The 22,537-nt window shown below is 72.8% G+C and carries 20 protein-coding genes and 1 rRNA gene; 15 read left to right on the top strand and 6 right to left on the bottom strand.

Translation table 11 applies throughout. From position 1 onward, the window contains the following. Window positions 1–105, top strand: a 5S ribosomal RNA gene (gene rrf, locus ACIRC0_RS29390); the annotation flags it as partial. A 121-nt stretch (window positions 106–226) separates the two neighbouring features. Here rrf and ACIRC0_RS29385 read toward each other — a convergent pair. Then, on the bottom strand, window positions 227–625 hold the full coding sequence (locus ACIRC0_RS29385) for a hypothetical protein (RefSeq protein ID WP_403621813.1): 399 nt from the start codon (window positions 623–625) through the stop codon (window positions 227–229). Here ACIRC0_RS29385 and ACIRC0_RS29380 point away from each other — a divergent pair. Further along, complete coding sequence (locus tag ACIRC0_RS29380) at window positions 618–1,535, top strand: hypothetical protein (protein ID WP_403621810.1); 918 nt, start codon at window positions 618–620, stop codon at window positions 1,533–1,535. The genes ACIRC0_RS29385 and ACIRC0_RS29380 overlap by 8 nt on opposite strands. Further along, window positions 1,427–2,155, top strand: coding sequence for a hypothetical protein (locus ACIRC0_RS29375; RefSeq protein ID WP_403621807.1), 729 nt, complete (start codon window positions 1,427–1,429; stop codon window positions 2,153–2,155). Before ACIRC0_RS29380 ends, ACIRC0_RS29375 begins: the two co-directional genes overlap by 109 nt. 63 nt (window positions 2,156–2,218) lie before the next feature. Here the strand turns inward: ACIRC0_RS29375 and ACIRC0_RS29370 are convergent, their stop codons facing one another. Then, the gene (locus tag ACIRC0_RS29370) at window positions 2,219–3,508 is read right to left on the bottom strand and encodes a DUF1015 domain-containing protein (protein ID WP_403621755.1); all 1,290 of its coding nucleotides are present in this window, start codon (window positions 3,506–3,508) and stop codon (window positions 2,219–2,221) included. 72 nt (window positions 3,509–3,580) lie between these two features. Here ACIRC0_RS29370 and ACIRC0_RS29365 point away from each other — a divergent pair, with 72 nt between their 5' ends. From ACIRC0_RS29365 to ACIRC0_RS29350, 4 genes are read left to right on the top strand one after another with little or no spacing between them, the layout of a single operon-like run. Further along, window positions 3,581–4,606: an HAD hydrolase-like protein gene (locus ACIRC0_RS29365; RefSeq protein ID WP_403621752.1), complete on the top strand. Its 1,026-nt coding sequence runs from the start codon at window positions 3,581–3,583 to the stop codon at window positions 4,604–4,606. 53 nt (window positions 4,607–4,659) lie between these two features. Then, on the top strand, window positions 4,660–5,703 hold the full coding sequence (locus ACIRC0_RS29360) for a FecCD family ABC transporter permease (protein ID WP_403621749.1): 1,044 nt from the start codon (window positions 4,660–4,662) through the stop codon (window positions 5,701–5,703). Next, entirely contained in the window at window positions 5,700–6,737 is a 1,038-nt protein-coding gene (locus ACIRC0_RS29355) for a FecCD family ABC transporter permease (protein WP_403621746.1), read from the top strand. Before ACIRC0_RS29360 ends, ACIRC0_RS29355 begins: the two co-directional genes overlap by 4 nt. Before the next feature lie 37 nt (window positions 6,738–6,774). Then, window positions 6,775–7,653: an ABC transporter ATP-binding protein gene (locus ACIRC0_RS29350; RefSeq protein WP_403621803.1), complete on the top strand. Its 879-nt coding sequence runs from the start codon at window positions 6,775–6,777 to the stop codon at window positions 7,651–7,653. Here ACIRC0_RS29350 and ACIRC0_RS29345 read toward each other — a convergent pair. Then, a complete protein-coding gene (locus tag ACIRC0_RS29345) occupies window positions 7,637–7,984 on the bottom strand; it encodes an SCP2 sterol-binding domain-containing protein (RefSeq protein WP_403621743.1) in 348 nt (115 codons plus the stop codon). The genes ACIRC0_RS29350 and ACIRC0_RS29345 overlap by 17 nt on opposite strands. Window positions 7,985–8,036: 52 nt before the next feature. On the opposite strand from ACIRC0_RS29345, the gene ACIRC0_RS29340 reads away from it, so the two are divergent. The 6 genes from ACIRC0_RS29340 (at window position 8,037) to ACIRC0_RS29315 (ending at window position 14,356) form a co-directional block, all read left to right on the top strand. Beyond that, window positions 8,037–8,354 carry a hypothetical protein gene (locus ACIRC0_RS29340; protein WP_403621740.1) on the top strand — a complete coding sequence of 106 codons (318 nt, stop codon included), beginning with the start codon at window positions 8,037–8,039 and terminating at the stop codon, window positions 8,352–8,354. Between the two features lie 55 nt (window positions 8,355–8,409). Beyond that, entirely contained in the window at window positions 8,410–9,225 is an 816-nt protein-coding gene (locus ACIRC0_RS29335; RefSeq protein ID WP_403621737.1) for a TlyA family RNA methyltransferase, read from the top strand. Then, complete coding sequence (locus ACIRC0_RS29330; RefSeq protein ID WP_103844455.1) at window positions 9,222–10,127, top strand: NAD kinase; 906 nt, start codon at window positions 9,222–9,224, stop codon at window positions 10,125–10,127. The genes ACIRC0_RS29335 and ACIRC0_RS29330 overlap by 4 nt, the downstream gene beginning before the upstream one ends. Window positions 10,128–10,305: 178 nt before the next feature. Then, a complete protein-coding gene (recN, locus tag ACIRC0_RS29325) occupies window positions 10,306–12,024 on the top strand; it encodes a DNA repair protein RecN (RefSeq protein ID WP_403621800.1) in 1,719 nt (572 codons plus the stop codon). A gap of 117 nt (window positions 12,025–12,141) precedes the next feature. Continuing rightward, complete coding sequence (locus ACIRC0_RS29320) at window positions 12,142–12,984, top strand: hypothetical protein (RefSeq protein WP_403621733.1); 843 nt, start codon at window positions 12,142–12,144, stop codon at window positions 12,982–12,984. 235 nt (window positions 12,985–13,219) lie between these two features. Beyond that, window positions 13,220–14,356, top strand: a complete 1,137-nt coding sequence (locus ACIRC0_RS29315) for a glycosyltransferase family 4 protein (RefSeq protein ID WP_403621730.1) — start codon at window positions 13,220–13,222, stop codon at window positions 14,354–14,356. Window positions 14,357–14,362: 6 nt separating this feature from the next. Here the strand turns inward: ACIRC0_RS29315 and ACIRC0_RS29310 are convergent, their stop codons facing one another. From ACIRC0_RS29310 to ACIRC0_RS29300, 3 genes are all read right to left on the bottom strand, one after another. After that, window positions 14,363–16,003, bottom strand: a complete 1,641-nt coding sequence (locus tag ACIRC0_RS29310) for a PucR family transcriptional regulator (protein WP_403621727.1) — start codon at window positions 16,001–16,003, stop codon at window positions 14,363–14,365. A 49-nt stretch (window positions 16,004–16,052) separates the two neighbouring features. Next, entirely contained in the window at window positions 16,053–17,435 is a 1,383-nt protein-coding gene (locus ACIRC0_RS29305; RefSeq protein ID WP_403621724.1) for an FAD-binding oxidoreductase, read from the bottom strand. Window positions 17,436–17,517: 82 nt separating this feature from the next. Beyond that, window positions 17,518–19,320, bottom strand: coding sequence for a glycoside hydrolase family 15 protein (locus ACIRC0_RS29300; protein ID WP_200421463.1), 1,803 nt, complete (start codon window positions 19,318–19,320; stop codon window positions 17,518–17,520). 492 nt (window positions 19,321–19,812) lie between these two features. Here ACIRC0_RS29300 and ACIRC0_RS29295 point away from each other — a divergent pair, with 492 nt between their 5' ends. Next, complete coding sequence (locus ACIRC0_RS29295; protein ID WP_403621797.1) at window positions 19,813–21,489, top strand: CTP synthase; 1,677 nt, start codon at window positions 19,813–19,815, stop codon at window positions 21,487–21,489. Between the two features lie 87 nt (window positions 21,490–21,576). Next, complete coding sequence (locus ACIRC0_RS29290; protein WP_403621719.1) at window positions 21,577–22,206, top strand: NUDIX domain-containing protein; 630 nt, start codon at window positions 21,577–21,579, stop codon at window positions 22,204–22,206. The last annotated feature ends 331 nt before the right edge of the window (window positions 22,207–22,537 follow it).

The following is a 22,537-nucleotide window of genomic DNA, read 5'->3' as shown; positions in this document are numbered from 1 at the left end:
AGCGTGAGGGAAACGCCCGGTTACATTCCGAACCCGGAAGCTAAGCCTTACAGCGCCGATGGTACTGCAGGGGGGACCCTGTGGGAGAGTAGGACGCCGCCGAACAATCTTTGGAGGACCCTTGGTCCCAGCGACATGCTGGGACCAAGGGTCCTTTTTTCGTTTTCCCCGGGCGCGCCGGGTACCCGGCTGCGCGACAATGATTTTGCGGTACCGAAGACAGGAGTCACCCATGTCCACCAACTCTCCCGACGAGCGTCCTGAGCGCGACCAGCGCCGCCGGGACAGTGGTGACCGTGGCGGCTACCGCGGCGGCCCGCGCCGCGGCGACGACCGTGGAGGCTACGGCCGGCGCGATGATCGCCGTGGAGACGACCGCCGGGTCGGCGACCGGGGCGACAGGAATGACCGAGGCGGATTCCGTGGCCGCGACGACCACGACCGTGGCGGCCGTGATGACCGCGACCGTGGTGGACGTCCTTCCTTCCGCCGTGACGACCGCTCGTCCGGCCCGCGCCGCGACGACCGCGACCGGGGCTTCCGCCGCGACGGCGACCGCCCCTCCTTCCGTCGTGATGACGACCGTGGCGGATACGGCCGTCGGGACGATGACCGTGGTGGCCACGGCCGTCGTGATGACGACCGTGGCGGTTACGGCCGTCGTGATGACGACCGTGGCGGTTACGGCCGTCGGGACGATGACCGTGGCGGATACCCCCGCCGCGATGACCGCGGTTTCCGCCGTGATGACCAGCGTGGTGGCCACGGCCATCGTGACGACCGTGGTGGTTACGGCCGTCGTGACGACCGACGGGATGACCGTCGCGACGACCGTCGGGATGACCGCCGTGACGGAGACCGCGGCGGCTTCCGTCGGGATGACCGTCGCGACGACCGCGGCGGCTTCCACCGTGACGACCGCCGTGACAGCGACCGCGGCGGCTTCCGCCGTGACGACCGCCGTGACGACCGCCGTGACGGAGACCGCGGCGGCTTCCACCGTGACGACAGCCGTTCCGACCGCGGCGGTTTCCGCCGTGACGACCGCCGCGACGGCGACCGCGGCGGCTTCCGTCGGGATGACCGCCGTGACGACCGGCCCTCCGGCCCGCGCCGTGACGACCGACGTGACGACCGGCCCTCCGGCCCGCGCCGCGATGACAGCCGCGACGATCGTGGCTACCGCCGTGACGACAGCCGCTCGGACCGCGGCTACCGCCGTGACGACAGCCGTTCCGACCGCGGCGGTTTCCGTGGGCGTGACGATCGCGGTGGGCGTCCCGGTGGCTTCCGTGGGCGCGACGACCGTGGCGGTCGCCCCGGAGGCGGAGGCTTCCGTGGCCGCGACGACCGGCGTGGCGACGACCGGCGCGGTGGTGGCCGGTTCCGCGAGGAGCGAGACCGGGACCGCGAGCCGATCAAGCGGCTGCCGATCCCCGAGGACGTCACCGGTGAGGAGATCGACAAGGACGTACGGCAGGAGCTGCAGAGCCTGCCCAAGACGCTCGCCGAGGACGTCGCCAAGAACCTGGTGATGGTTGCGCGGCTCATCGACGAGGACCCGGAGGGCGCGTACGGGTACTCGAGGGTGGCGCTGCGCCTCGCCTCCCGCGTCGCCGCCGTGCGCGAGGCGGCCGGCTTCGCCGCGTACGCCAACCAGAAGTACTCCGAGGCGCTCGCCGAGTTCCGGGCCGCCCGGCGTATGACGGGCACCGTCGACCTGTGGCCCGTCATGGCGGACTGCGAGCGTGGTCTCGGCCGGCCCGAGAAGGCGCTGGACATGGCCGGTGCGCCCGAGGTGCACAAGCTCGACAAGGCCGGTCAGGTCGAGATGCGGCTGGTGGCGGCCGGTGCGCGCCGCGACATGGGGCAGCTCGACGCGGCGATCGTGACGCTGCAGAGCCCCGAGCTGGCGTCCAACTCCTTCCAGCCGTGGACCGCGCGGCTGCGGTACGCGTACGCCGACGCGCTGCTGGCCGCCGGTCGGGAGGGCGAGGCACGCGAGTGGTTCGCCAAGGCCGTCGAGGCCGACAGGGACGGCAGCACGGACGCCTCCGACCGGCTCGCCGAGCTGGACGGTGTGGAGTTCGTCGACGCCCTGGACGAGGACGAGAGCGAGCCCGACGCGGCCGAGGACGACGGCGGCGACGACTGACGCCGGTCGGCGGCACCGGGACGAGACAGGGCGGGACCCCAGCGGGTCCCGCCCTGCCCCATGTCAGAGCTCCAACGCCCGCAGCACCAGCCCCGACGCCGGCTTCGGGCCGAACGACGTCGACTTGCGCGGCATCGTCACGCCCTGGCGGGCCAGTTCGCGGACGACCTCCTCGCGGACCGGGTGCATCAGGACCGCCGTTCCGCCGTCGCGCTCGGCCTTCTCGACGGTGGCGTCCGTGTCGTGGATGTAGGCGATGTGTTGTGGCGAGTCCTCGGGGATGCGCCAGACGTGTTCCAGGAGGGCGGCGTGCAGGACCGTCGCGTCGAGCGTGCGCCAGGCCTGGGGGCGGTCCGCCGGGATCGTACGTGCCAGGAGGTCCGGGGACGGCTGGTCGACCAGGTGGAAGGCGCCGTCGCCGGCGAGGAGGTAGGCGTTGCCGGCGCAGGCGGCGTCGGCCAGCACCTCCAGGGCCTCGGGCAACGGCAGGTGCAGGTCCCGCACGCGGAACAGGCCCTCGAGGGCGGACAGCGCCTCGGCGACCGGGAGCCGGTGCAGGAGGCGGTGGATCGCCCGGACCCTCAGCGGGTAGCGGGCGGTGTCCACCAGCAGGACCAGGCCGTAGTCCCACGGGCTCGGGGAGGCGTGCTCCGCGCGTAGACGCACATAGGTCGCCCAGCGGTGGTGGCCGTCGGCGATCAGGGCCTGGTGCCGGGCCAGGTCCGCCCGGATCTCCGCCAGAGCGTCGGGATCCGTCACCGACCACAGGCGGTGGCTGAAACCGTCCTCCGTGGTGGTGGCCAGCAGCGGCAGGCGTTCGACGGTGCGTTCGACGACGGCCGTCGCGCCGGTCTCCGAGCCGTTGCCGCGGTAGGTGAGCAGCAGGGGTTCGAGGTTGGCGCAGGTGGCGCGCATCAGGGCCATGCGGTCCGCGATGACGTGCGGCATGACGTCCTCGTGGGGCAGTACCACGCCCTCCGAGGGCTCCGAGACGCGCAGCGCCCCTATGAGGCCGCGCTGGAGCATCCCGGTGCCCCGCTGTTCGTAGACGTACAGGCCGGGCTCGGTGTCGGTCCTCAGGACGCCCTCGGCGAGCCAGCGGCGCAGGGTCTCCGCCGCCTGCTTGGTGCGTGCCGCCGGGGTGGCCGCCTGGGGCAGTATGAGGCGCACGATGTTGTGCGGGTCCGCCGACTCCAGATGGAGGAGTCCGTCCGGGCGCACGACGACGTCGTACGGCGGTGAGGTGACCGCGGCGAGGCTGCCGACGCGGTCAGGGTCGTAGCGCAGGCCCCGGAAGGGGGCCAGGTCAAGGCCCGTGTGCGCCGGTACGTCCCCGCGACCTGCAGTGTTCATTGATGCATCGTAAGTGTGTCAGTGCCGTGCGGGATGATCGGGGGAAGGCGATCGAACGAGGAGCGATGCGTAATGAGCCAGACCGTCAGGACGCGGCCCGAGGGCAGTGACGCGCCCCTGAGCGAGGCGTACGACACGGCGCTGCTCGACCTGGACGGCGTGGTGTACGCGGGCGGGAGCGCGATCGCGCACGCCGTGGAGTCGCTGGGAGCCGCGAGCCGGGGCGGGATGCATCTGGCGTACGTGACGAACAACGCGCTGCGTACGCCGGACGTGGTGGCCGGGCATCTGACGGAGCTGGGGATACCGACGGGTGCCTCGGACGTCATCACGTCGGCGCAGGCGGTGGCCCGGCTGATCAGTGAGCAGGTGCCCGCCGGGGCGCGGGTGCTGGTGATCGGTGGTGAGGGGCTGCGGGTCGCGCTGCGGGAGCGGGGGCTCGTGCCGGTCGAGTCGGCCGACGACGACCCGGTGGCCGTGGTGCAGGGCTATGGCGGGCCGGAGCTGCCGTGGGGGCGGTTCGCGGAGGCGTGCTACGCCATCGCGCGCGGGGTTCCGTGGTTCGCGTCGAACACGGATCTGACGATCCCGAGCGCCCGCGGTATCGCGCCGGGGAACGGGGCGGCCGTCGAGGTCGTCCGCATCGCCACCGGTGCGGAGCCGCAGGTGGCCGGCAAGCCGCTGCCGCCGATGCATCGCGAGACGATCCTGCGCACGGGCGCGGAGCGGCCGCTGGTGGTGGGGGACCGGCTGGACACGGACATCGAGGGCGCGTTCAACGGCGGGGTCGACTCGCTGCTGGTCCTGACGGGCGTGACGGACGGCGCGCAGCTGCTGGCGGCGCCCCCGCAGCACCGGCCGACGTACGTGGACGCGGATCTGCGCGGGCTGCTGACGGGGCAGCCGGAGGTGGTCGCGGCGGGCGGCGGTTTCCGCTGCGGCGGCTGGACGGCGACGGCGGGGGAGCGGTTGGAGCTGGAGGGTGACGGGGAGGCTCTGGACGGGCTGCGGGCGCTGTGTGCGGCTGCCTGGGCGGCGGCCGGGGAGGGTTCCTGCGGGCTGGACGGAGGGAAGGCGCTGGCGCGGCTGGGGCTGTGAACGGAGGGGACGGGCGGTCGAGACGCGAAGCGAGGGTAGGCTAACCTAACCGGGTGTTGGTCGACAGCCCTCCCGAACCGCGCGCGGACACCGCCCCCGCGCCCCCGACCCGCCGGGCGATACGGTCCCTTGGGCTCCTCGTCTCGGTCGTGCTCCTGGCGTTCGTCGCGCTGGCGAGCATCGCGATCGGGGCGAAAGGCCTCTCGTCGGCGCAGGTCTGGCACGGCCTGTTCCACGACTCGGGGACGTACGCCGACGTGGTGGTCGCAGACCGGCTGTCACGGACGGTGCTCGGCCTGCTCGCCGGGGCCGCGCTCGGTCTCGCCGGTGCCGTCCTGCAGGCGCTCACCCGCAATCCGCTGGCCGATCCGGGCCTGCTCGGCATCAACGCGGGCGCGTCCGCGGCGGTCGTCACCGCCATCACGTACTTCGGTGTCACCAGTCTGAGCGGCTATGTGTGGTTCGCCTTCCTCGGCGCGGCCGCCGTCGGGGCCCTGGTGTGGTTCCTCGGCGGCAGCCGGGGCGCCACACCGGTGCGGCTGGCGCTCGCCGGCACCGCGATCAGCGCCGCGCTCTACGGCTATCTCCAGGCCGTGATGATCATGGACGACGCGGCGCTCGGCAAGATGCGCTTCTGGACCGTCGGTTCCCTGGCCTCGGCGACGGACGCGACCATCCGGCAGGTCCTGCCGTTCCTGCTGGCCGGTACGGTCCTCGCGCTCGCGCTCGCCCGCCCGCTGAACGCCGTGGCGATGGGCGACGACACCGCCCGTGCACTCGGCGCGCACCCGGGCCGCACCCGCGCCCTGTCCATGGCCGCCGCCACCGTGCTGTGCGGGGCCGCGACCGCCGCCTGCGGGCCCATCGTGTTCGTCGGGCTGATGGTCCCGCACACCGTACGGTCCTTCACCGGCCCCGACCTGCGCTGGATCCTGCCGTACGCGACCGTCCTGTCGCCGGTGCTGCTGCTCGGCGCCGACGTCGTCGGCCGAGTCGTCGCCCGGCCCGCCGAGCTCCAGGTCGGCATCGTGACCGCGCTGCTCGGCGGCCCGGTCTTCATCCTTCTCGTACGGCGGCGGAGGACGGCCCAACTGTGAAGTCCCAGCGTGTTCTCAGGGCCCCCGGCGGGCTGTCCTTCCGACTGGACGTCCGGGCGCTCGCCGTCGTCGTCCTGCTCCTGTTCGTCGCCCTCACAGGGAGCGTGCTGCTGATCGGCACCGGCGACTTCCCGATCCCGGCGGGGGACGTGCTCAGAGCACTGGCCGGCGACGGAAAACCGGGTCAGGAGTTCGTCGTCACGGAGCTGCGGCTGCCGCGTGTGCTCGTCGGCCTGCTGGTCGGCGCCTCGCTCGGGCTCGGCGGCGCGCTGTTCCAGTCCGTCTCGCGCAATCCGCTGGGCAGCCCGGACGTGCTCGGCCTCAATCAGGGTGCGACGGCAGGGGCGCTGGTGGTGATCGTGCTGTTCTCCGGCAGCGCCACCCAGGTCGCCCTGGGCGCGCTCGCCGGCGGCCTGGTGACCGGAGCCGCCATCTACCTGCTCGCCTGGAGGCGGGGCGTGCACGGTTACCGGCTCGTCCTGGTCGGCATCGGCGTGTCCGCGATCATGACGGCGGTCAACGGTTTTCTGCTCACCAAGGCCGACATGGTCGACGCGGCCCGCGCGGTCGTCTGGATGACGGGCTCGCTGGGCGGCCGCGACTGGGACCAGGTCCGGCCGCTGTTCGCCCTCTGCGTCGTCCTCGTACCGCTCGTCCTCGGCAACGCCCGTGGGCTGCGGATGATGGAGATGGGCGACGACGTCTCGTACGCCCTCGGGGTGCGGGTGGAGCGCGTACGGCTGCTGCTGATGGTGTCCGCGGTGCTGCTCACCGCCGGTGCCACGGCCGCCGCGGGCCCCGTCGGGTTCGTGGCGCTCACCGCGCCGCAGCTCGCCCGCCGGCTGACGTGCTCGCCCGGCCCGAACCTGGTGCCCTCCATGGTCATGGGCGCCACCCTGCTGATCGCCGCCGACTGGGCCTCGCAGCGTCTCTTCGGGGCGGACCAGCTACCCGTGGGCGTGGTGACCGGAGTCCTCGGCGGCGCCTATCTGCTGTGGCTGCTGGTCATCGAGCGCAGGGCGGGCCGGATATGAGTCCGCGGAAGGGCCGGACATGGCGGAAGGGCCGGACATGAAGGCCGCGGGCGGACCGCACACGAACGACACCAGGACCACGGGGAGCACTGTGAACCGCCTCTGCGCCGACGACGTCACCCTCGCCTACGACCAGCGCGTGATCGCCGAGCGGTTGTCCGTGGAGATCCCCGACAACTCCTTCACCGTGATCGTCGGCCCGAACGCCTGCGGCAAGTCCACGCTGCTGCGCGCCCTGTCCCGGATGCTCAAGCCCGCGCAGGGGCGGGTACTGCTCGACGGGCAGGCCATCCAGTCGATGCCCGCGAAGAAGGTCGCGCGCACCCTGGGCCTGCTCCCGCAGTCCTCCATCGCACCCGACGGGATCACCGTCGCGGATCTGGTCGGGCGCGGCCGGTACCCGCACCAGGGACTCCTGCGCCAGTGGTCCGGCGAGGACGAGCGGGTCGTGAAGGAGTCCATGGCACGGACCGGCGTCGCGGAACTGGCCGACCGCCACGTCGACGAGCTCTCCGGCGGCCAGCGGCAGCGCGTGTGGATCGCCATGGCGCTCGCTCAGCAGACCCCGCTGCTGCTGCTCGACGAGCCGACCACCTACCTCGACATCCAGCACCAGATCGACGTGCTCGACCTGTGCGCCGAACTGCACGAGGAGCAGGGGCGCACCCTGGTCGCGGTCCTGCACGACCTCAACCACGCCGCCCGGTACGCCACCCACCTCATCGCCCTGCGCGACGGCAGGGTCGTCGCCGAGGGCGCCCCGAACGACATCGTCACGGCCGAGCTGGTGGAGGAGGTCTTCGGCCTGCGCTGCCAGGTCGTCCCCGACCCGGAGACGGGAACGCCGCTGGTGGTCCCGGCGGCCCGCAGGGCACGGGCACAGGCGGCAGCCGCGGCCGCTAAAGAAGCTTCCTGAGGCGGAACAGGTCCCTCAGCCCCGCCTCCAGCTTGACCCGGCCCGAGCCCCACGCCTTGGCGAAGTGCAGTTCCCCGTCGACCATCGCCACCAGGTCGTCCCCGGTCATGGCGAGTCTGATCTGGGCCTTCTCACGCGGTGGCCCCTGGAGCGTGTCCAGCACCTGGATCCGGCCGTCCTCGAGGCGGCCGACGAAGGTGACGTCCAGGTCGGTGATATGACAGCTCAGCGAGCGGTCCAGGGCCGCGGCTTCCCGCGCGTCCCCTTCGGCGCCCGCCAGGTTGTCCGAGAACTTCTCGAGTGCGCTGCGGCACTCCTCAATCGTCGCCATCGTGAGCGACGGTACCTCAGAGCCTGTCAGCGCTTCGCGGTAGCGTCGTGGCATGAGCGACTCTGTGACGGAGGCCGGGGGCCCGGCCGAGGCAGCGGTACCGGGGCCGGACGCTCCGGCGGACTCCGCGTCCGAGCCGGAGGACGACCCCTCCGCGCCCGCCCCGCTGAACGTGCCCCGGACCCCCACCGGCAACGCCGATGTGGACGCGGTCCTGGAGCGTCTCGCCGACGCCGGCCACCTCGCCACGGACGGGCACATCGAGGTGTACGAGGATGTGCATCGGGGGCTGCGTGAGGCGCTCACCGCGCTCGACGCCCGCCCGGGACCTCCGGCTCCCGCCCGGCACCCGGCCACCACCCCTCAATGAGACCCTTCGGGTCGTACCTTGTGAATGACGTACGGAAACAGGAGCTGAACCGAACGTGGCAGGAGTCGCACGCCGCCGTCTCGACGCGGAGCTGGTCCGCCGGAAGCTCGCGCGCTCGCGCGAGCACGCCAGCCAGCTGATCGCCGCCGGGCGGGTCACCGTCGGCAAGACCGTCGCGACGAAGCCCGCCACGCAGGTCGAGACCGCCGCCGCCATCGTGGTGGCGCAGGACGACGGCGACCCCGACTACGTCTCGCGCGGCGGCCACAAGCTCGCCGGGGCCCTGAAGGTCTTCGTCCCCCGGGGCCTGGTCGTCGAGGGACGGCGGGCGCTGGACGCCGGCGCGTCCACCGGCGGCTTCACCGACGTCCTGCTGCGCGCGGGCGCCGCCCATGTCGTCGCCGTCGACGTCGGATACGGACAACTCGCCTGGTCTCTCCGGAGTGATGAACGCGTCACCGTCAAGGACCGTACGAACGTACGCGAGTTGACGCTCGAAGCGATCGATGGGGAGCCAGTGGATCTTGTCGTGGGGGATCTGTCCTTCATCCCGCTCGGACTGGTGCTGCCCGCCCTGGTGCGGTGCGTGAAGCCGGACGCCGACCTGGTGATGATGGTCAAGCCGCAGTTCGAGGTGGGGAAGGAACGGCTCGGCAGCGGCGGCGTGGTGCGCAGCCCGCAGCTGCGCGCCGAGGCCGTGCGCGGGGTGGCCGAGCGGGCCGCGGAACTGGGGCTCGGGGTGAAGGGCGTGACAGCCAGCCCGCTGCCCGGGCCGTCGGGCAATGTCGAGTACTTTCTGTGGCTGCGAGCCGGAGCACCCGCGCTGGACCCGGCCGACGTTGACCGTGCTGTGGCGGAGGGGCCGCGTTGACAACGAACCGAGCTCGTACTGTTTTCCTGCTGGCCCACACCGGTCGGTCCGCCGCCATCCGCAGCGCCGAGCTGGTGGTCAAGGGCCTGCTGCGCTCCGGGATCGGCGTGCGTGCCCTGGAGGACGAGGCGGCCGACCTTCCGCTGCCGGACGATGTGCAGCTGGTCAAGGAGGCCACCCCGCAGTGCCTCGACGGGTGCGAGCTGCTCATCGTGCTCGGCGGTGACGGCACCCTGCTGCGCGGCGCCGAGTTCGCCCGCGCCTCCGGGGTGCCGATGCTGGGCGTCAACCTCGGCCGGGTCGGCTTCCTCGCCGAGGCCGAGCGCGACGACCTCGACCGGGTCGTCGACCGTGTGGTGATGAAGGCGTACGAGGTCGAGGAGCGCATGACGGTCGACGTCGTCGTGCACAAGAACGGCGACATCGTGCACACCGACTGGGCGCTCAACGAGGCGGCCGTGCAGAAGGTCTCCGCCGAGAAGCTGCTCGAGGTCGTCCTGGAGATCGACGGGCGGCCGGTGACGGGGTTCGGCTGCGACGGCATCGTGTGCGCCACCCCCACCGGGTCCACCGCGTACGCCTTCTCCGCGGGTGGGCCCGTGGTGTGGCCGGAGGTGGAGGCGCTGTTGATGGTGCCGATCAGCGCGCATGCGCTGTTCGCCAAGCCGCTGGTGACCTCGCCGGACTCCGTGCTCGCCGTGGAGGTGCAGCCGGACACGTCGCACGGGGTGCTGTGGTGCGACGGGCGGCGGATGGTGGAGCTGCCGCAGGGGGCTCGGGTGGAGGTGCGGCGGGGGGCTGTGCCGGTGCGGCTGGCCCGGCTGCACCACGCGTCGTTCACCGACCGGCTTGTGGCCAAGTTCGCGCTTCCGGTCTCGGGGTGGAGAGGCCGCCCTCACTGACCGGTACGGGTTGTCTGTAGGGTGCCGGTCCCTCGTGGTTGCCCGCGCCCGCCCGGCGGAGCCGCATGTCGGACGCAGGCCCGCGCCCCTTTCGGGGCGTGTGTCCCTCCCGGGAGTGACACGGGCCGCTCGCACTTCCCCAGCCGGACCTCGTAAGGTCTTCTCCGTGTTGGAGGAGATGCGGATACGGTCCCTGGGAGTCATCGACGACGCGGTCGTCGAGCTGTCGCCCGGCTTCACCGCCGTGACCGGTGAGACGGGTGCGGGCAAGACCATGGTCGTCACCAGTCTGGGGCTGCTGCTCGGCGGGCGCGCCGACCCCGCACTCGTGCGGATCGGGGCGAAGAACGCGGTCGTCGAGGGCCGGATCGCCCTGCCCGAGGACGCCTCCGTCGCCGTACGCGCCGAGGAGGCCGGGGCCGAGCTCGACGACGGGGCGCTGATCGTCAGTCGTACCGTTTCCGCCGAGGGACGCTCGCGGGCGCACCTGGGCGGGCGTTCCGTGCCCGTCGGCGTGCTGGCGGAGCTGGCCGACGAACTGGTCGCCGTGCACGGGCAGACCGACCAGCAGGGCCTGCTCAAGCAGTCCCGGCAGCGGCAGGCGCTGGACCGGTACGCCGGGGACGCCGTCGCCGTACCGCTCGCCAAGTACCAGGAGGCCTACCGGCGGCTGCGCGCGGTCTCCGCCGAGCTGGACGAGATCACCACGCGCGCCCGTGAGCGGGCCCAGGAAGCCGACATGCTGCGCTTCGGGCTCGAGGAGATCGCGGCCGTGGAGCCGCGGCCGGGCGAGGACGTGGAGCTGGCCGAGGAGGCCGAGCGGCTCGGGCACGCCGAGGCGCTGGCGTCGGCGGCGACGGCCGCGCACACGGCGCTCGCGGGCAACCCCGAGGATCCCGAGGGCGTCGACGCGTCCACCCTGGTCGCGGGCGCCCACCGGGCGCTGGAGGCGGTGCGGTCGCACGACCCGGCGCTTGCGGGGCTCGCCGAGCGGATCGGGGAGATCGGCATTCTCTTGGCCGATGTGGCCGGTGAGCTGGCCGGGTACGCCGACGACCTGGACGCCGACCCGCTGCGGCTCGCGGCCGTGGAGGAGCGGCGGGCCGCACTCACCGCACTGACCCGGAAGTACGGCGAGGACATCAATGCCGTTCTCGCCTGGGCCGAGCAGAGCGCCACCCGGCTGACCGAACTCGACGGCGACGACGAGCGGATCGAGGAGCTGACCGCCGAGCGGGACGCCTTGCGGGCCGAACTGGGCGGTCTGGCCCAGGAGCTGACCGATGCGCGGGCGGAGGCCGCCGAGCGGTTCGCCGCCGCCGTCACCGCCGAGCTGGCCTCGCTCGCCATGCCGCACGCGCGCGTGTCGTTCGAGATCCGGCAGATCGAGGACCCGAACGGGGTCGAGGTCGGCGGGCGTACGGTCGCCTACGGACCGTCGGGCGTCGACGAGGTCGAACTGCTGCTCGCCCCACACCCCGGCGCGCCGCCGCGGCCCATCGCCAAGGGCGCCTCGGGCGGTGAGCTGTCGCGTGTGATGCTCGCGGTGGAGGTCGTCTTCGCGGGCACGGACCCCGTGCCGACGTACCTCTTCGACGAGGTCGACGCGGGTGTCGGCGGCAAGGCGGCGGTCGAGATCGGGCGCCGGCTCGCGAAGCTCGCCAAAACGGCGCAGGTCGTGGTCGTCACCCATCTGCCGCAGGTGGCGGCGTTCGCCGACCGGCAGCTGCTGGTGGAGAAGACCAACGACGGCTCGGTCACGCGCTCCGGGGTGAAGGTCCTGGAGGGCGAGGACCGGATCCGTGAGCTGTCCAGGATGCTGGCGGGCCAGGAGGACTCGGAGACCGCCCGCGCCCACGCGGAGGAACTGCTGGCCACGGCACGCGCGGACGGGTAGGCCACGGTTCCGTACTGTTGGGGCACGGTTCGGACCCGCGGGACACGCTTCGGGACCTGCGGGACACGGTTCGGGACCTGTGAGGCACGGCTCCGGCGGGCGGCTTAGGGTGACGGGATGATCACGCGTACCCGCAGGACCGTTTCGTTCGGGCTCGCCGCCGCCGTCACCTGCGCCGCCACCGCCGCCCTGCGCGCCGCGGCGCCGGGCGGGCGGGGGCGCTGGCAGCGGACGAACCACGCCGGGCGGACCGTCGTGCTGTACCCGGGGCCCGCGGTGGCCCTGGCGGCCACGGTCGGGGCCGGGCGGGTTCACCCGGCGGCCGGGTTCGCCGTGCTGGCCGCCGGTGCCTGCGGGATCTACGACGACATCGCCGGCGCGGGCGATCCGCGACGGGGGTTCCGGGCGCATCTGTCGGCCCTGCGGGACGGTGACGTGACCAGTGGTGCCGTGAAGCTGTTCGGGATCTCCGCCGCCGCCCTCGCCGCCGGGGCCGTGCTCAAGGAGCGGCCCCTGGACAAGGTGCTCGCGGGTGTGGTGATCGCCGGTGCCGCGCACTTCGTGAACCTCGTGGACGTACGGCCCGGGCGTGCCGCCGGGGCCGTCCTCGCGCTGGGCGCTCCCGGGCTGCTGCGGAAGGGCGCCGGCGGGGAGTTGAGCGCCACCGCGATGGGGGCCGCGGCCGCCGCCCTCCCCGACGACCTCGGCGAGCGCACGATGCTCGGCGACGCCGGGGCGCACGCGCTCGGTGCAGCGCTCGGCGCCGCCGCCGTCGCGGCATGGGGGTCCCCCCGCTCGAGCGGAGCCGAGAGTGGGGGAGGGCGGGCCGTACTCCTGGCCCACGCGGTCGCGTTCACCGCCGCGGCGGTGTACGGGGACAAGGTGAGCGAAGCGGCGAGGTCGTGGCGGATCGGGCCGTTCCCGGTGACCCTCCCGCCGGCCGCCGCCTCACCCGTGTGAGTGACACAGTGCGCGCCGGGGCGCCCGCTCCGCCGTCCCAGGATATGTCTGACAATTCCCGCCGGGCGCGCGACGCCCGGACACCCCTGAGCCGCGCCCGCCGGTGCCGCAACACCCGCGCGCCCTGGCATCCTTGAGTCAACCGCGGTCCACCTCGCGCGGTCCCCGCCCACCGCGCGATCCTTCTGTACGTTTCTTCGTGACCGTCCGACGCCGAACCAGGAGCCCCGGCCACGTGAGCCTCGCGAGCAGCCCCTCACCGCACGGCCGGTCGCCGCTGCGCACCGTGCAGGTGCTCGGCGGGGGCAGCGCGGGCAGCAGCGCGCACGTGCGCACACTGGCGGCGGGCCTGGTCGCCAGGGGCGTGCGCGTGACCGTGTGCGCCCCCTTCGAGGCCGAGCACACCTACGATTTCACCGGCGCCGGCGCGCAGCACGTCCCCGTGCCCCGCAGCACGGACCCCGCCTCCCTGGCCGCGCTCCGCATCGCCTGCGGCGACGCCGACCTGGTGCACGCGCACGGGCTGCACGCGGGCCTGCGTGCCGCGCTCGCCCTCGGCGGACGCCGCACTCCGCTCGTCGTCACCTGGCACACCCGGGCGCACGCCGAGGGCGCCCGTGCCCATCTGCTGCGCCTGCTGGAGCGGCGCGTGGCCCGGGCCGCGTCCGTCGTGCTCGGCACATCGTCCGACCTGGTCGAACGGGCCCGCCGACGGGGCGCCCGCGACGCCCGGCTCGCCGCCGTCGCGCTGCCCGCACCCCGCAAGCCCACCGAGAACGAGGACCCCGACCGGCTGCGCCCCAAGCTCCGCGCGGAACTCGGCGCCACCGGCCGGCCGTTGCTCGTGGCCGTCGGCGCCCTCGACCGGCACCGAGGCCACGACGTGCTGCTGGACGCCTCCCGTGCCTGGCGCCGCATCGACCCGGTGCCGCTGGTGGTGATCGCGGGGGAGGGGCCGCTGCGCACGGTGCTGCAGCGGCGCATCGAGGACGAGGGCCTCCCGGTGCGGCTGCTGGGGCGGCGCGAGGACGTGGCGGAGCTGCTCGCCGCCGCCGACGTCGCGCTGCTGCCCAGCAGTTGGGAGTCCCGGTCCGTCCTCGCCCAGGAGGCCCTGCACGCGCGCGTGCCGCTCGTGGCCACCGACGTCGGCGGCATCCGCGAACTCGTCGGCGACGCCGCCGAACTCGTCCCGTACGGGGACGCGGAGGCGCTCGCCACCGCCGTCGTACGCCTCCTCGACGACCCGGCACGCCGCGAGGCCCTGAAGGAGAAGGGCACGAGGCAGGCCGCGACCTGGCCCACCGAGGACGAGACGGTCGCCCAGGTCCTCAGCGTCTACGACGAGTTGACCCAGGTGCGGCCCTATCCCTAGGGCTTGTCAGGGCACGTGCCGACGTGCCCGCAATGCCAGGCTCAGGGTCAGCACCGTCTGCGGGTCGTCGAGGTCCGCGCCCAGCAACTCCCCGATCCGGGCCAGCCGGTTGTAGAGCGTCTGCCGGTTCAGGTGCAGCTCGCGGGCCGTCTCCGCCTTGCGGCCCGCATGCGCGAGATACGTCTGAAGCGTCGGCAGCAGCGGCGGCTTCGAACGGTCGTCGTGCTCCCGCAGCGGGCCGATCGCGCGGTCCACGAACGCCGCCAGGTCCGGATGGTCGCGCAGCCGCCACAGCAGCAGGTCGATGTCCAGGCGGCGGGCGTCGTACCAGGGCAGCTCCGGCAGCCCCTGCGCCGCCGTCGCGGTCTCCGCGGCGTGCCGCAGCCCCGCCGACGCCGAGGCCCAGCCGCCCGCCACCCCGACCACCACCACCGGCGGCCTGGCGCCCGGCCGCTGCATGCCCGCCCGCTCCACGCCCGCCCGCAGCGCCGCGGCCACCCGGTCGGCGACCGCCGCCCGCTCCGACTCCGAGCGCAGCCCCAGCAGCAGCGGCACCCGCCCCTCCACCGGCCGCACACCCAGCAGTACCGGCACGCCCAGCGACGTCAGCTCCTCCGCGACCGCCCGCGCCAGCACCGCCCAGCCCCCACCGCCCGGCGTCGGCCCGTCCGCGAGGCGCATCACCACCGGCAGCAGCGGGCCGCGGCCGGGCTTGAAGCCCAGCACCCGGGCCTGGGCGGGCGCGTCCTCGGCGGCGATCCGGCCCTCGGCGAGGTCGGTGAGGAAGTCGCCGCGCCCGCGCGCCGCCAGCTCCTCCTCCTGCCGTGCCTGCATCAGCACCACGGCGAGGCTGCTTGCCGCCCGCTCGGCGGCGATCCGGTGCACCGGCGCCACCGGCCCGCTCACCGGGAGCAGCACCAGCCGGGCCCGTACGGACCCCGCGCCGGGCCCGCCGCCGGGCACGTCCACGATCGCCGTCCCGGCCGGCGGCTCCTCCTTGTGGTGGCCGCGCAGCCCCTCCCACACCTGCAAGGGGTCCGTGTCCGCAGGGCGGGTCCCGGCGGCGTAGAGCAGCTGACCGTCGGCGGTCTCCAGGAACACCGGATTGCCGCCGAAGTCGGCCAGGATGCCCAGGACCAGCGGCACCCCGCCCCCGCCGAGCAGCGCCTCGGTGCAGCGGCGGTGCACCTCCTCGGCCCGCTGGAGCAGCGCGTAGTGGCCGTTGACGATCTCCGTGTGGATCTCCTCGGTGACCGTCACGAACGGCACCTCGCGGTGCAGCTGCACCAGCGGCAGCCCGGCGGCCCTCGCCGACTCGACGAGGGCGGCGGGCAGCCGGGTGAAACGGGTGCCCAGCTCCACCACCAGGGCCGCGATACCGCGCTCGGCCAGCGTGCGCACGAACGCCCGCTGGTCGGCGGGGCGGGTGCCGAGCCCGTACCCGGTGGTCAGCAGCAGCTCACCGCCCTTGAGCAGCGAGGCGATGTTCGGGACCTCGCCCGCGTGCACCCAGCGCACCGTGCGGCCCAGCCGGTCGGCGCCCGCCAGCACCTCCGGCAGCCCGCTGCGCAGCCCGGGCAGCTCCAGCGCCCGCCGCACCGTGATCCCGGCGCCCTCGGTGCCCGGGAGGTCGAAACGGCTGTCCATGCGGCGACGCTACCTGCGCCGACCCCCCGGGCACAGGGCCGGGCCCCGGTCAGGCGGGGGGGATGTTGTGGTTGTAGCGGAACACGTTGTCCGGGTCGTACTGCCGCTTGACCCGCGCCAGCCGGTTGAGGTTCCCGGTGCCGAGGCCGGCCACCACCCGGTCCCTGCCCTCGTCCCCGATGAAGTTCAGATAGACCGCGCCCGTGCGCCAGGGCCGGACGTCGGCGCGCACGTCCCGGACCCACCGCAGGGCCTTCTCGTCGTCGGCCGGGTCCTCCCAGACGCCGAAGGGGTGCACGGTCCAGGCGGCGTCCCGGTAGGGGACCGGGTACTCGGCGGGCCCGGCGGCGATGGCACCGCCCTGGGGGAAGAGCACGTGCTGACAGGAGCTGGGGACGGGCATCGAGGGGGCGCGGGCGCAGAAGATGTCGACCAGTTCGTCGGGCAGGCCGGTCAGGTACTCGGCCGACCAGTAATTCCGCAGTCCGGGCGGGGCGTCGAGCATGCACTGGAAGTCGGCGTAGGGCGTCGCGGACACGACCTGGGCCGCGTGCGGCAGTGCCAGCAGCGGCTGGGCGAGCTTGCGCAGGTCGTCCTCGCCGCCGACGTACGTGACCAGCACGGCGCACAGCAGCGTCCCGACCAGGTGCTCGGGGACGAACGGCTCGGGCGGACCGGTGATGTACAGCACGGCGCCGCCCACCTCCGGCGCGGCGGTGGCGATGACGTCGCGGTAGGTGCGGACCGCCTCCGGGCCGGTCTCGGGCACGAACATGAGCAGGGCGAGGGAGAACTCGGGCAGCTCGTGCAGTTTCAGCGTGAGCGCGGTGGCGACACCGAAGTTGCCGCCGCCGCCGTGCAGCGCCCAGAACAGCTCGGGGTTCTCCTGGGCGGTGGCCAGCACCGTGGAGCCGTCCGCGGTCACCAGTTCGACGCCGAGCAGGTTGTCGACGGCGAGGCCGAAGGCCCGGTCCAGCCAGCCGTTGCCGCCGCCGAGCACGAAGCCGCCGACGCCGGTGGTGGAGACCCGGCCGCCGGTGGTCGCGAGCCCGTGGGGCTGGGTGGCGCGGTCGAGGTGGCTCATCACGGCTCCGCCCTCCACCCGCACCGACGCCGATCCGGGATGGACCGTCACGTCGTGCATCCGGCGCAGGTCCACCACCAGACCGTTGTCGTTGAGCGCCATGCCCGCGACGCTGTGCCCGCCGCCCCGCACGGCGATCTTCAGATCCAGCTCCCGGGCGAAGCGCACCGCCCGCACGACGTCGGACTTCTCCGCGCACTGCGCGATCACGGCCGGGTGGCGGTCGATCATCGCGTTGAAGACGGTCCGGGCCTCGTCGTAGTCCGGATCACCAGGGGCGAAGACCTCGCCGGCCAGGTCCGCGCGGAGCGCGGAAAGCGCCGTGCGCGCCTTCGAAAGGGGAGCCATCGCAGCCGCCCCCTTCCAGCCGGGGGACAGGTCTGCCTTCAGCGTAGGCGGGCACGGCGCATCGGTCTGCTCGGCGGAGAGCTCAGCCCCCGTACGCCCCGGAAGCCGTCAGCCGCAGTGCCGTGTCGATCAGCGGCACGTGGCTGAACGCCTGCGGGAAGTTGCCGACCTGGCGCTTCAGGCGCGGGTCCCACTCCTCCGCGAGCAGCCCCACGTCGTTGCGCAGCGCCAGGAGCTTCTCGAACAGCTTGCGGGCCTCGTCCACGCGGCCGATCATCGCCAGGTCGTCGGCCATCCAGAACGAGCAGGCGAGGAACGCGCCCTCGTCGCCCGGCAGGCCGTCCACGCCCTCCTCTTCGCCCGAGGTCGGGTAGCGCAGGATGAAGCCGTCCGACGTGGACAGCTCCCGCTGGATCGCCTCGATCGTGCCGATCACCCGCTTGTCGTCCGGCGGCAGGAAGCCCATCTGCGGGATCAGCAGCAGCGAGGCGTCCAGCTCCTTGGAGCCGTAGGACTGCGTGAAGGTGTTGCGCTCCTTGTCGTAGCCCTTCTCGCACACGTCCCGGTGGATGTCGTCGCGCAGCTCGCGCCACTTCTCCAGCGGGCCGTCCGCGTCACCGGACTCGATCAGCTTGATCGTGCGGTCCACCGCCACCCAGGCCATCACCTTGGAGTGCACGAAGTGCCGGCGCGGGCCGCGCACCTCCCAGATGCCCTCGTCCGGCTCGTCCCAGTGCTGCTCGAGGTAGCGGATCAGCTTCAGCTGGAGCAGGGAGGCGTAGTCGTTGCGGGCGAGCCCGGTCATGTGGGCCAGGTGCAGGGCCTCGGTGACCTCTCCGTACACGTCCAGCTGCAGCTGGTGCGCGGCGCCGTTGCCGACGCGCACCGGGGCCGAGTTCTCGTAGCCGGGCAGCCAGTCCAGCTCCGCCTCGCCCAGCTCCCGCTCGCCCGCGATGCCGTACATGATCTGCAGGTTCTCGGGGTCGCCGGCCACGGCCCGCAGCAGCCACTCGCGCCAGGCGCGCGCCTCCTCGCGGTAGCCGGTGCGCAGCAGCGACGACAGGGTGATCGCCGCGTCCCGCAGCCAGGTGTAGCGGTAGTCCCAGTTGCGCACGCCGCCGATCTCCTCCGGCAGGGACGTCGTGGGCGCGGCCACGATGCCGCCGGTCGGCGCGTACGTCAGGGCCTTCAGGGTGATCAGGGAGCGGATGACGGCCTCGCGGTAGGGGCCGTGGTACGTGCAGTGCTCCACCCAGTCACGCCAGAAGTCCTCGGTCGCCTCCAGCGACTGCTCGGGCTCCGGCAGCGGCGGCGGCTCCTTGTGCGAGGGCTGCCAGGAGATCGTGAACCCGATCCGGTCACCCGGCGCGACCGTGAAGTCCGCGTACGTGGTCAGACCCTTGCCGTACGTCTCGGCCTCTGTGTCGAACCACACGGAGTCCGGTCCGGCGACGGCCACCGTGCGCCCCTCGTGCTTGTGCACCCAGGGCACGATGCGCCCGTAGGAGAAGCGCATGCGCAGCGCCGACCGCATCGGCACCCGGCCCGTGACGCCCTCGACGATCCGGATCAGCTGGGGGGCGCCGTCACGCGGCGGCATGAGGTCGATGACCCGGACCGTGCCGCGCGGGGTGTCCCACTCGGACTCCAGGATCAGCGACTCGCCGCGGTACGTGCGCCGGGTCGCCCTCGGCGGCTCTGCGTCCGACGCGTGCGCCGGGCCCAGCCGCCAGAAGCCGTGCTCCTCCGTGCCGAGCAGTCCCGCGAAGACGGCATGGGAATCGAAGCGGGGCAGGCACAGCCAGTCCACGGTGCCGTCCCGGCAGACCAGCGCCGCGGTCTGCATGTCTCCGATGAGTGCGTAGTCTTCGATGCGCCCGGCCAATGCAACTCCAGTCGAACGGCCACGTCGCCCCGAGGGGCGGTCGCTCTGTGCGGTCATGGGGGTCATGAGAAACGCGTTGTTCACCGACCCATTCGAAAATGATGCAGTCGATGTTCAACGAACTGACGAGCTCCTGTTGTTCCGGTGACCGGCGGGGGTGGTGCCGCTTTCCGGGAGCGCTCGGCAGAGAGTGTCCGAGCAGGATACGACGCACGTGCATGATCCGCGTGCCCCGCCGGGCAAGGGAACTGCCCCGAACGAGTGAGCCGCGGGTGAAACACCGGTGAAAACCTCTTAAGGTTCGCGCGTCCGTGGTGACACATGCGCGGAGCGTGGCCGGAAGCAGTCCCCTCGCGGCGCTGATACGCTGGTAGCCCGTGGACCGGTGGGCTCGAAACCCCCGAACCGCAGCGACGGCACCCCCGAAAAAAATACTTCGAGGACCAGCCGTACCGCACCCCAGACCGCGACCACGGGAGCCCCCTCTTGGCCATGCCGCCCGCTGCTTTTCGAAACAGCACAGCCACGACGACCAAGCACATCTTCGTCACCGGGGGTGTCGCCTCCTCGCTCGGCAAGGGTCTGACCGCCTCCAGCCTCGGCATGCTGCTCAAGGCGCGGGGCCTGCGCGTCGTGATGCAGAAGCTCGACCCGTACCTGAACGTCGACCCGGGCACGATGAATCCGTTCCAGCACGGTGAGGTGTTCGTCACCAACGACGGCGCCGAGACCGACCTGGACATCGGCCACTACGAGCGCTTCCTCGACCGCGACCTGGACGGCTCGGCGAACGTCACCACCGGGCAGGTCTACTCGACGGTGATCGCCAAGGAGCGGCGCGGCGAGTACCTGGGCGACACGGTGCAGGTCATCCCGCACATCACCAACGAGATCAAGCACCGCATCCGGCGCATGGCCACCGACGAGGTGGACGTCGTGATCACCGAGGTGGGCGGCACGGTCGGCGACATCGAGTCGCTGCCCTTCCTGGAGACCGTCCGCCAGGTCCGCCACGAGGTCGGCCGCGACAACGTCTTCGTGGTGCACATCTCGCTGCTGCCCTACATCGGCCCCTCCGGCGAGCTGAAGACCAAGCCCACCCAGCACTCCGTGGCCGCGCTGCGCAACATCGGTATCCAGCCGGACGCGATCGTCCTGCGCTGCGACCGCGAGGTCCCCACCGCGATCAAGCGCAAGATCTCCCTGATGTGCGACGTCGACGAGGCCGCCGTCGTCGCCTGCCCGGACGCCCGCTCGATCTACGACATCCCGAAGACCGTGCACGGCGAGGGCCTCGACGCGTACGTCGTCCGCAAGCTGGACCTGCCCTTCCGTGACGTGGACTGGACGACCTGGGACGACCTGCTCGACCGGGTCCACAACCCCGAGCACGAGATCACCCTCGCCCTGGTCGGCAAGTACATCGACCTTCCCGACGCCTACCTCTCGGTCACCGAGGCGCTGCGCGCGGGCGGCTTCGCCAACAAGGCCCGGGTGAAGATCAAGTGGGTCACGTCCGACGACTGCAAGACCCCGGCGGGCGCCAAGAAGCAGCTGTCCGACGTGGACGCGATCTGCATCCCGGGCGGCTTCGGCGACCGGGGCGTGTCCGGCAAGGTCGGCGCCATCCAGTACGCCCGTGAGAACAAGATCCCCCTGCTCGGCCTCTGCCTCGGCCTGCAGTGCATCGTGATCGAGGCCGCGCGCAACCTGGCCGGCATCGCCGACGCGAACTCCACCGAGTTCGACGCCGCCACCGCCCATCCGGTCATCTCCACCATGGCCGAACAGCTCGACATCGTCGCGGGCGAGGGCGACATGGGCGGAACGATGCGGCTCGGCATGTACCCGGCCAAGCTCGCCGAGGGCTCGATCGTGCGCGAGGTCTACGACGGCAAGGAGTACGTGGAGGAGCGCCACCGCCACCGCTACGAGGTGAACAACGCCTACCGCGCCGAACTGGAGAAGAAGGCGGGCATCGTGTTCTCCGGGACGTCGCCCGACGGCAAGCTCGTGGAGTACGTGGAGTACCCGCGCGAAGTGCACCCTTACCTGGTGGCGACCCAGGCGCACCCCGAGCTGCGCTCCCGCCCGACCCGCCCGCACCCGCTGTTCGCGGGCCTGGTGAAGGCGGCCGTGGAACGCAAGAACGGGAAGAACGGCAAGTAACACAGGGCCTGTACGGTGGCCGGGGTACGCGTCCCTTTACGGAGGTGTACCCCGGTTTCGTGCAAGGCGTGGGAGGAGCAGGGCGACATGGCGACGATCAAGGACACCGCCGAGGAGTGGGAGATCCGGGCGAGCGAGACCCCGTTCGTCGGCAACAAGACCTCCGTCCGCACCGACGACGTGGTCATGCCGGACGGCTCGGTGGCGCGCCGCGACTACCAGGTTCACCCCGGCTCGGTGGCCGTCCTCGCCCTGGACGACCAGGACCGGGTGCTGGTCCTCCGGCAGTACCGCCACCCGGTGCGCCAGAAGCTGTGGGAGATCCCGGCCGGCCTGCTCGACGTCCCCGGCGAGAACCCGCTGCACGCCGCCCAGCGCGAGCTGTACGAGGAGGCGCACGTCAAGGCCGAGGACTGGCGCGTGCTGGCCGACGTCTACACCACGCCCGGCGGCTGCGACGAGGCCGTGCGCATCTTCCTCGCCCGCGACCTGTCCGAGGCCGACGGGCAGCGCTTCGAGGTGGCGGACGAGGAGGCCGACATGGAGCTGGCCCGGGTGCCGGTGGCGGACCTCGCGCGGGGCGTCCTGGCGGGCGACCTCCACAACAACTGCCTCGTCGTGGGCGTGCTGTCGCTGGTCGCCGCGCAGACCGGCGAGGGTCTGGACGCCCTGCGCCCGGCCGAGGCCCCGTGGCCGGCCCGGCCGTTCCAGGCGTGACGCCTCCGGTTCGGACGCCGTCCTCGGGGGCTCCGCCCCTCCGCCCCGGACGGGGTGCCGAGGCGGTGCGGGCCGGGTTGGGTTCGTCCCCGCTGTCCCTCCTCTTGCCGTCCCCGGGGTTCCCGTCTCTGGGGGCGCTGCCTGCGGACCCCCGCTTCGGCCCTGACGGTCTCGTCCCCGAAGTCCCCCGAGCTCTTCGAGCCGTTCGAACCGGGGGAGCCGGTTCGAACCGGGGAAGCCGATTCGAACTGGGGGAGCCGATTCGAGCCGGGAAACTCCCGGGCGGGCCGGAAAACCACCACCGGTCGTACGATCGCCTGATCCGATCGAG

It is taken from the genome of Streptomyces sp. NPDC093984, assembly GCF_044764595.1.
Lineage (GTDB): Bacteria > Actinomycetota > Actinomycetes > Streptomycetales > Streptomycetaceae > Streptomyces > Streptomyces cynarae.
The sequence above is the reverse complement of the archived record's forward strand: the minus strand, read 5'-3'. Positions and strand labels throughout refer to the sequence as shown.

Bases quoted from the DNA above. Each gene is read 5' to 3' on its own strand.
- ACIRC0_RS29370 (WP_403621755.1), bottom strand. From the start codon at position 3,508: ATGAACACTGCAGGTCGCGGGGACGTACCGGCGCACACGGGCCTTGAC.
- ACIRC0_RS29365 (WP_403621752.1), top strand. From the start codon at position 3,581: ATGAGCCAGACCGTCAGGACGCGGCCCGAGGGCAGTGACGCGCCCCTG.
- ACIRC0_RS29350 (WP_403621803.1), top strand. From the start codon at position 6,775: ATGAAGGCCGCGGGCGGACCGCACACGAACGACACCAGGACCACGGGG.
- ACIRC0_RS29345 (WP_403621743.1), bottom strand. From the start codon at position 7,984: ATGGCGACGATTGAGGAGTGCCGCAGCGCACTCGAGAAGTTCTCGGAC.
- ACIRC0_RS29340 (WP_403621740.1), top strand. From the start codon at position 8,037: ATGAGCGACTCTGTGACGGAGGCCGGGGGCCCGGCCGAGGCAGCGGTA.
- recN (WP_403621800.1), top strand. From the start codon at position 10,306: ATGCGGATACGGTCCCTGGGAGTCATCGACGACGCGGTCGTCGAGCTG.
- ACIRC0_RS29320 (WP_403621733.1), top strand. From the start codon at position 12,142: ATGATCACGCGTACCCGCAGGACCGTTTCGTTCGGGCTCGCCGCCGCC.
- ACIRC0_RS29310 (WP_403621727.1), bottom strand. From the start codon at position 16,003: ATGGACAGCCGTTTCGACCTCCCGGGCACCGAGGGCGCCGGGATCACG.
- ACIRC0_RS29305 (WP_403621724.1), bottom strand. From the start codon at position 17,435: ATGGCTCCCCTTTCGAAGGCGCGCACGGCGCTTTCCGCGCTCCGCGCG.
- ACIRC0_RS29295 (WP_403621797.1), top strand. From the start codon at position 19,813: ATGCCGCCCGCTGCTTTTCGAAACAGCACAGCCACGACGACCAAGCAC.
- ACIRC0_RS29290 (WP_403621719.1), top strand. From the start codon at position 21,577: ATGGCGACGATCAAGGACACCGCCGAGGAGTGGGAGATCCGGGCGAGC.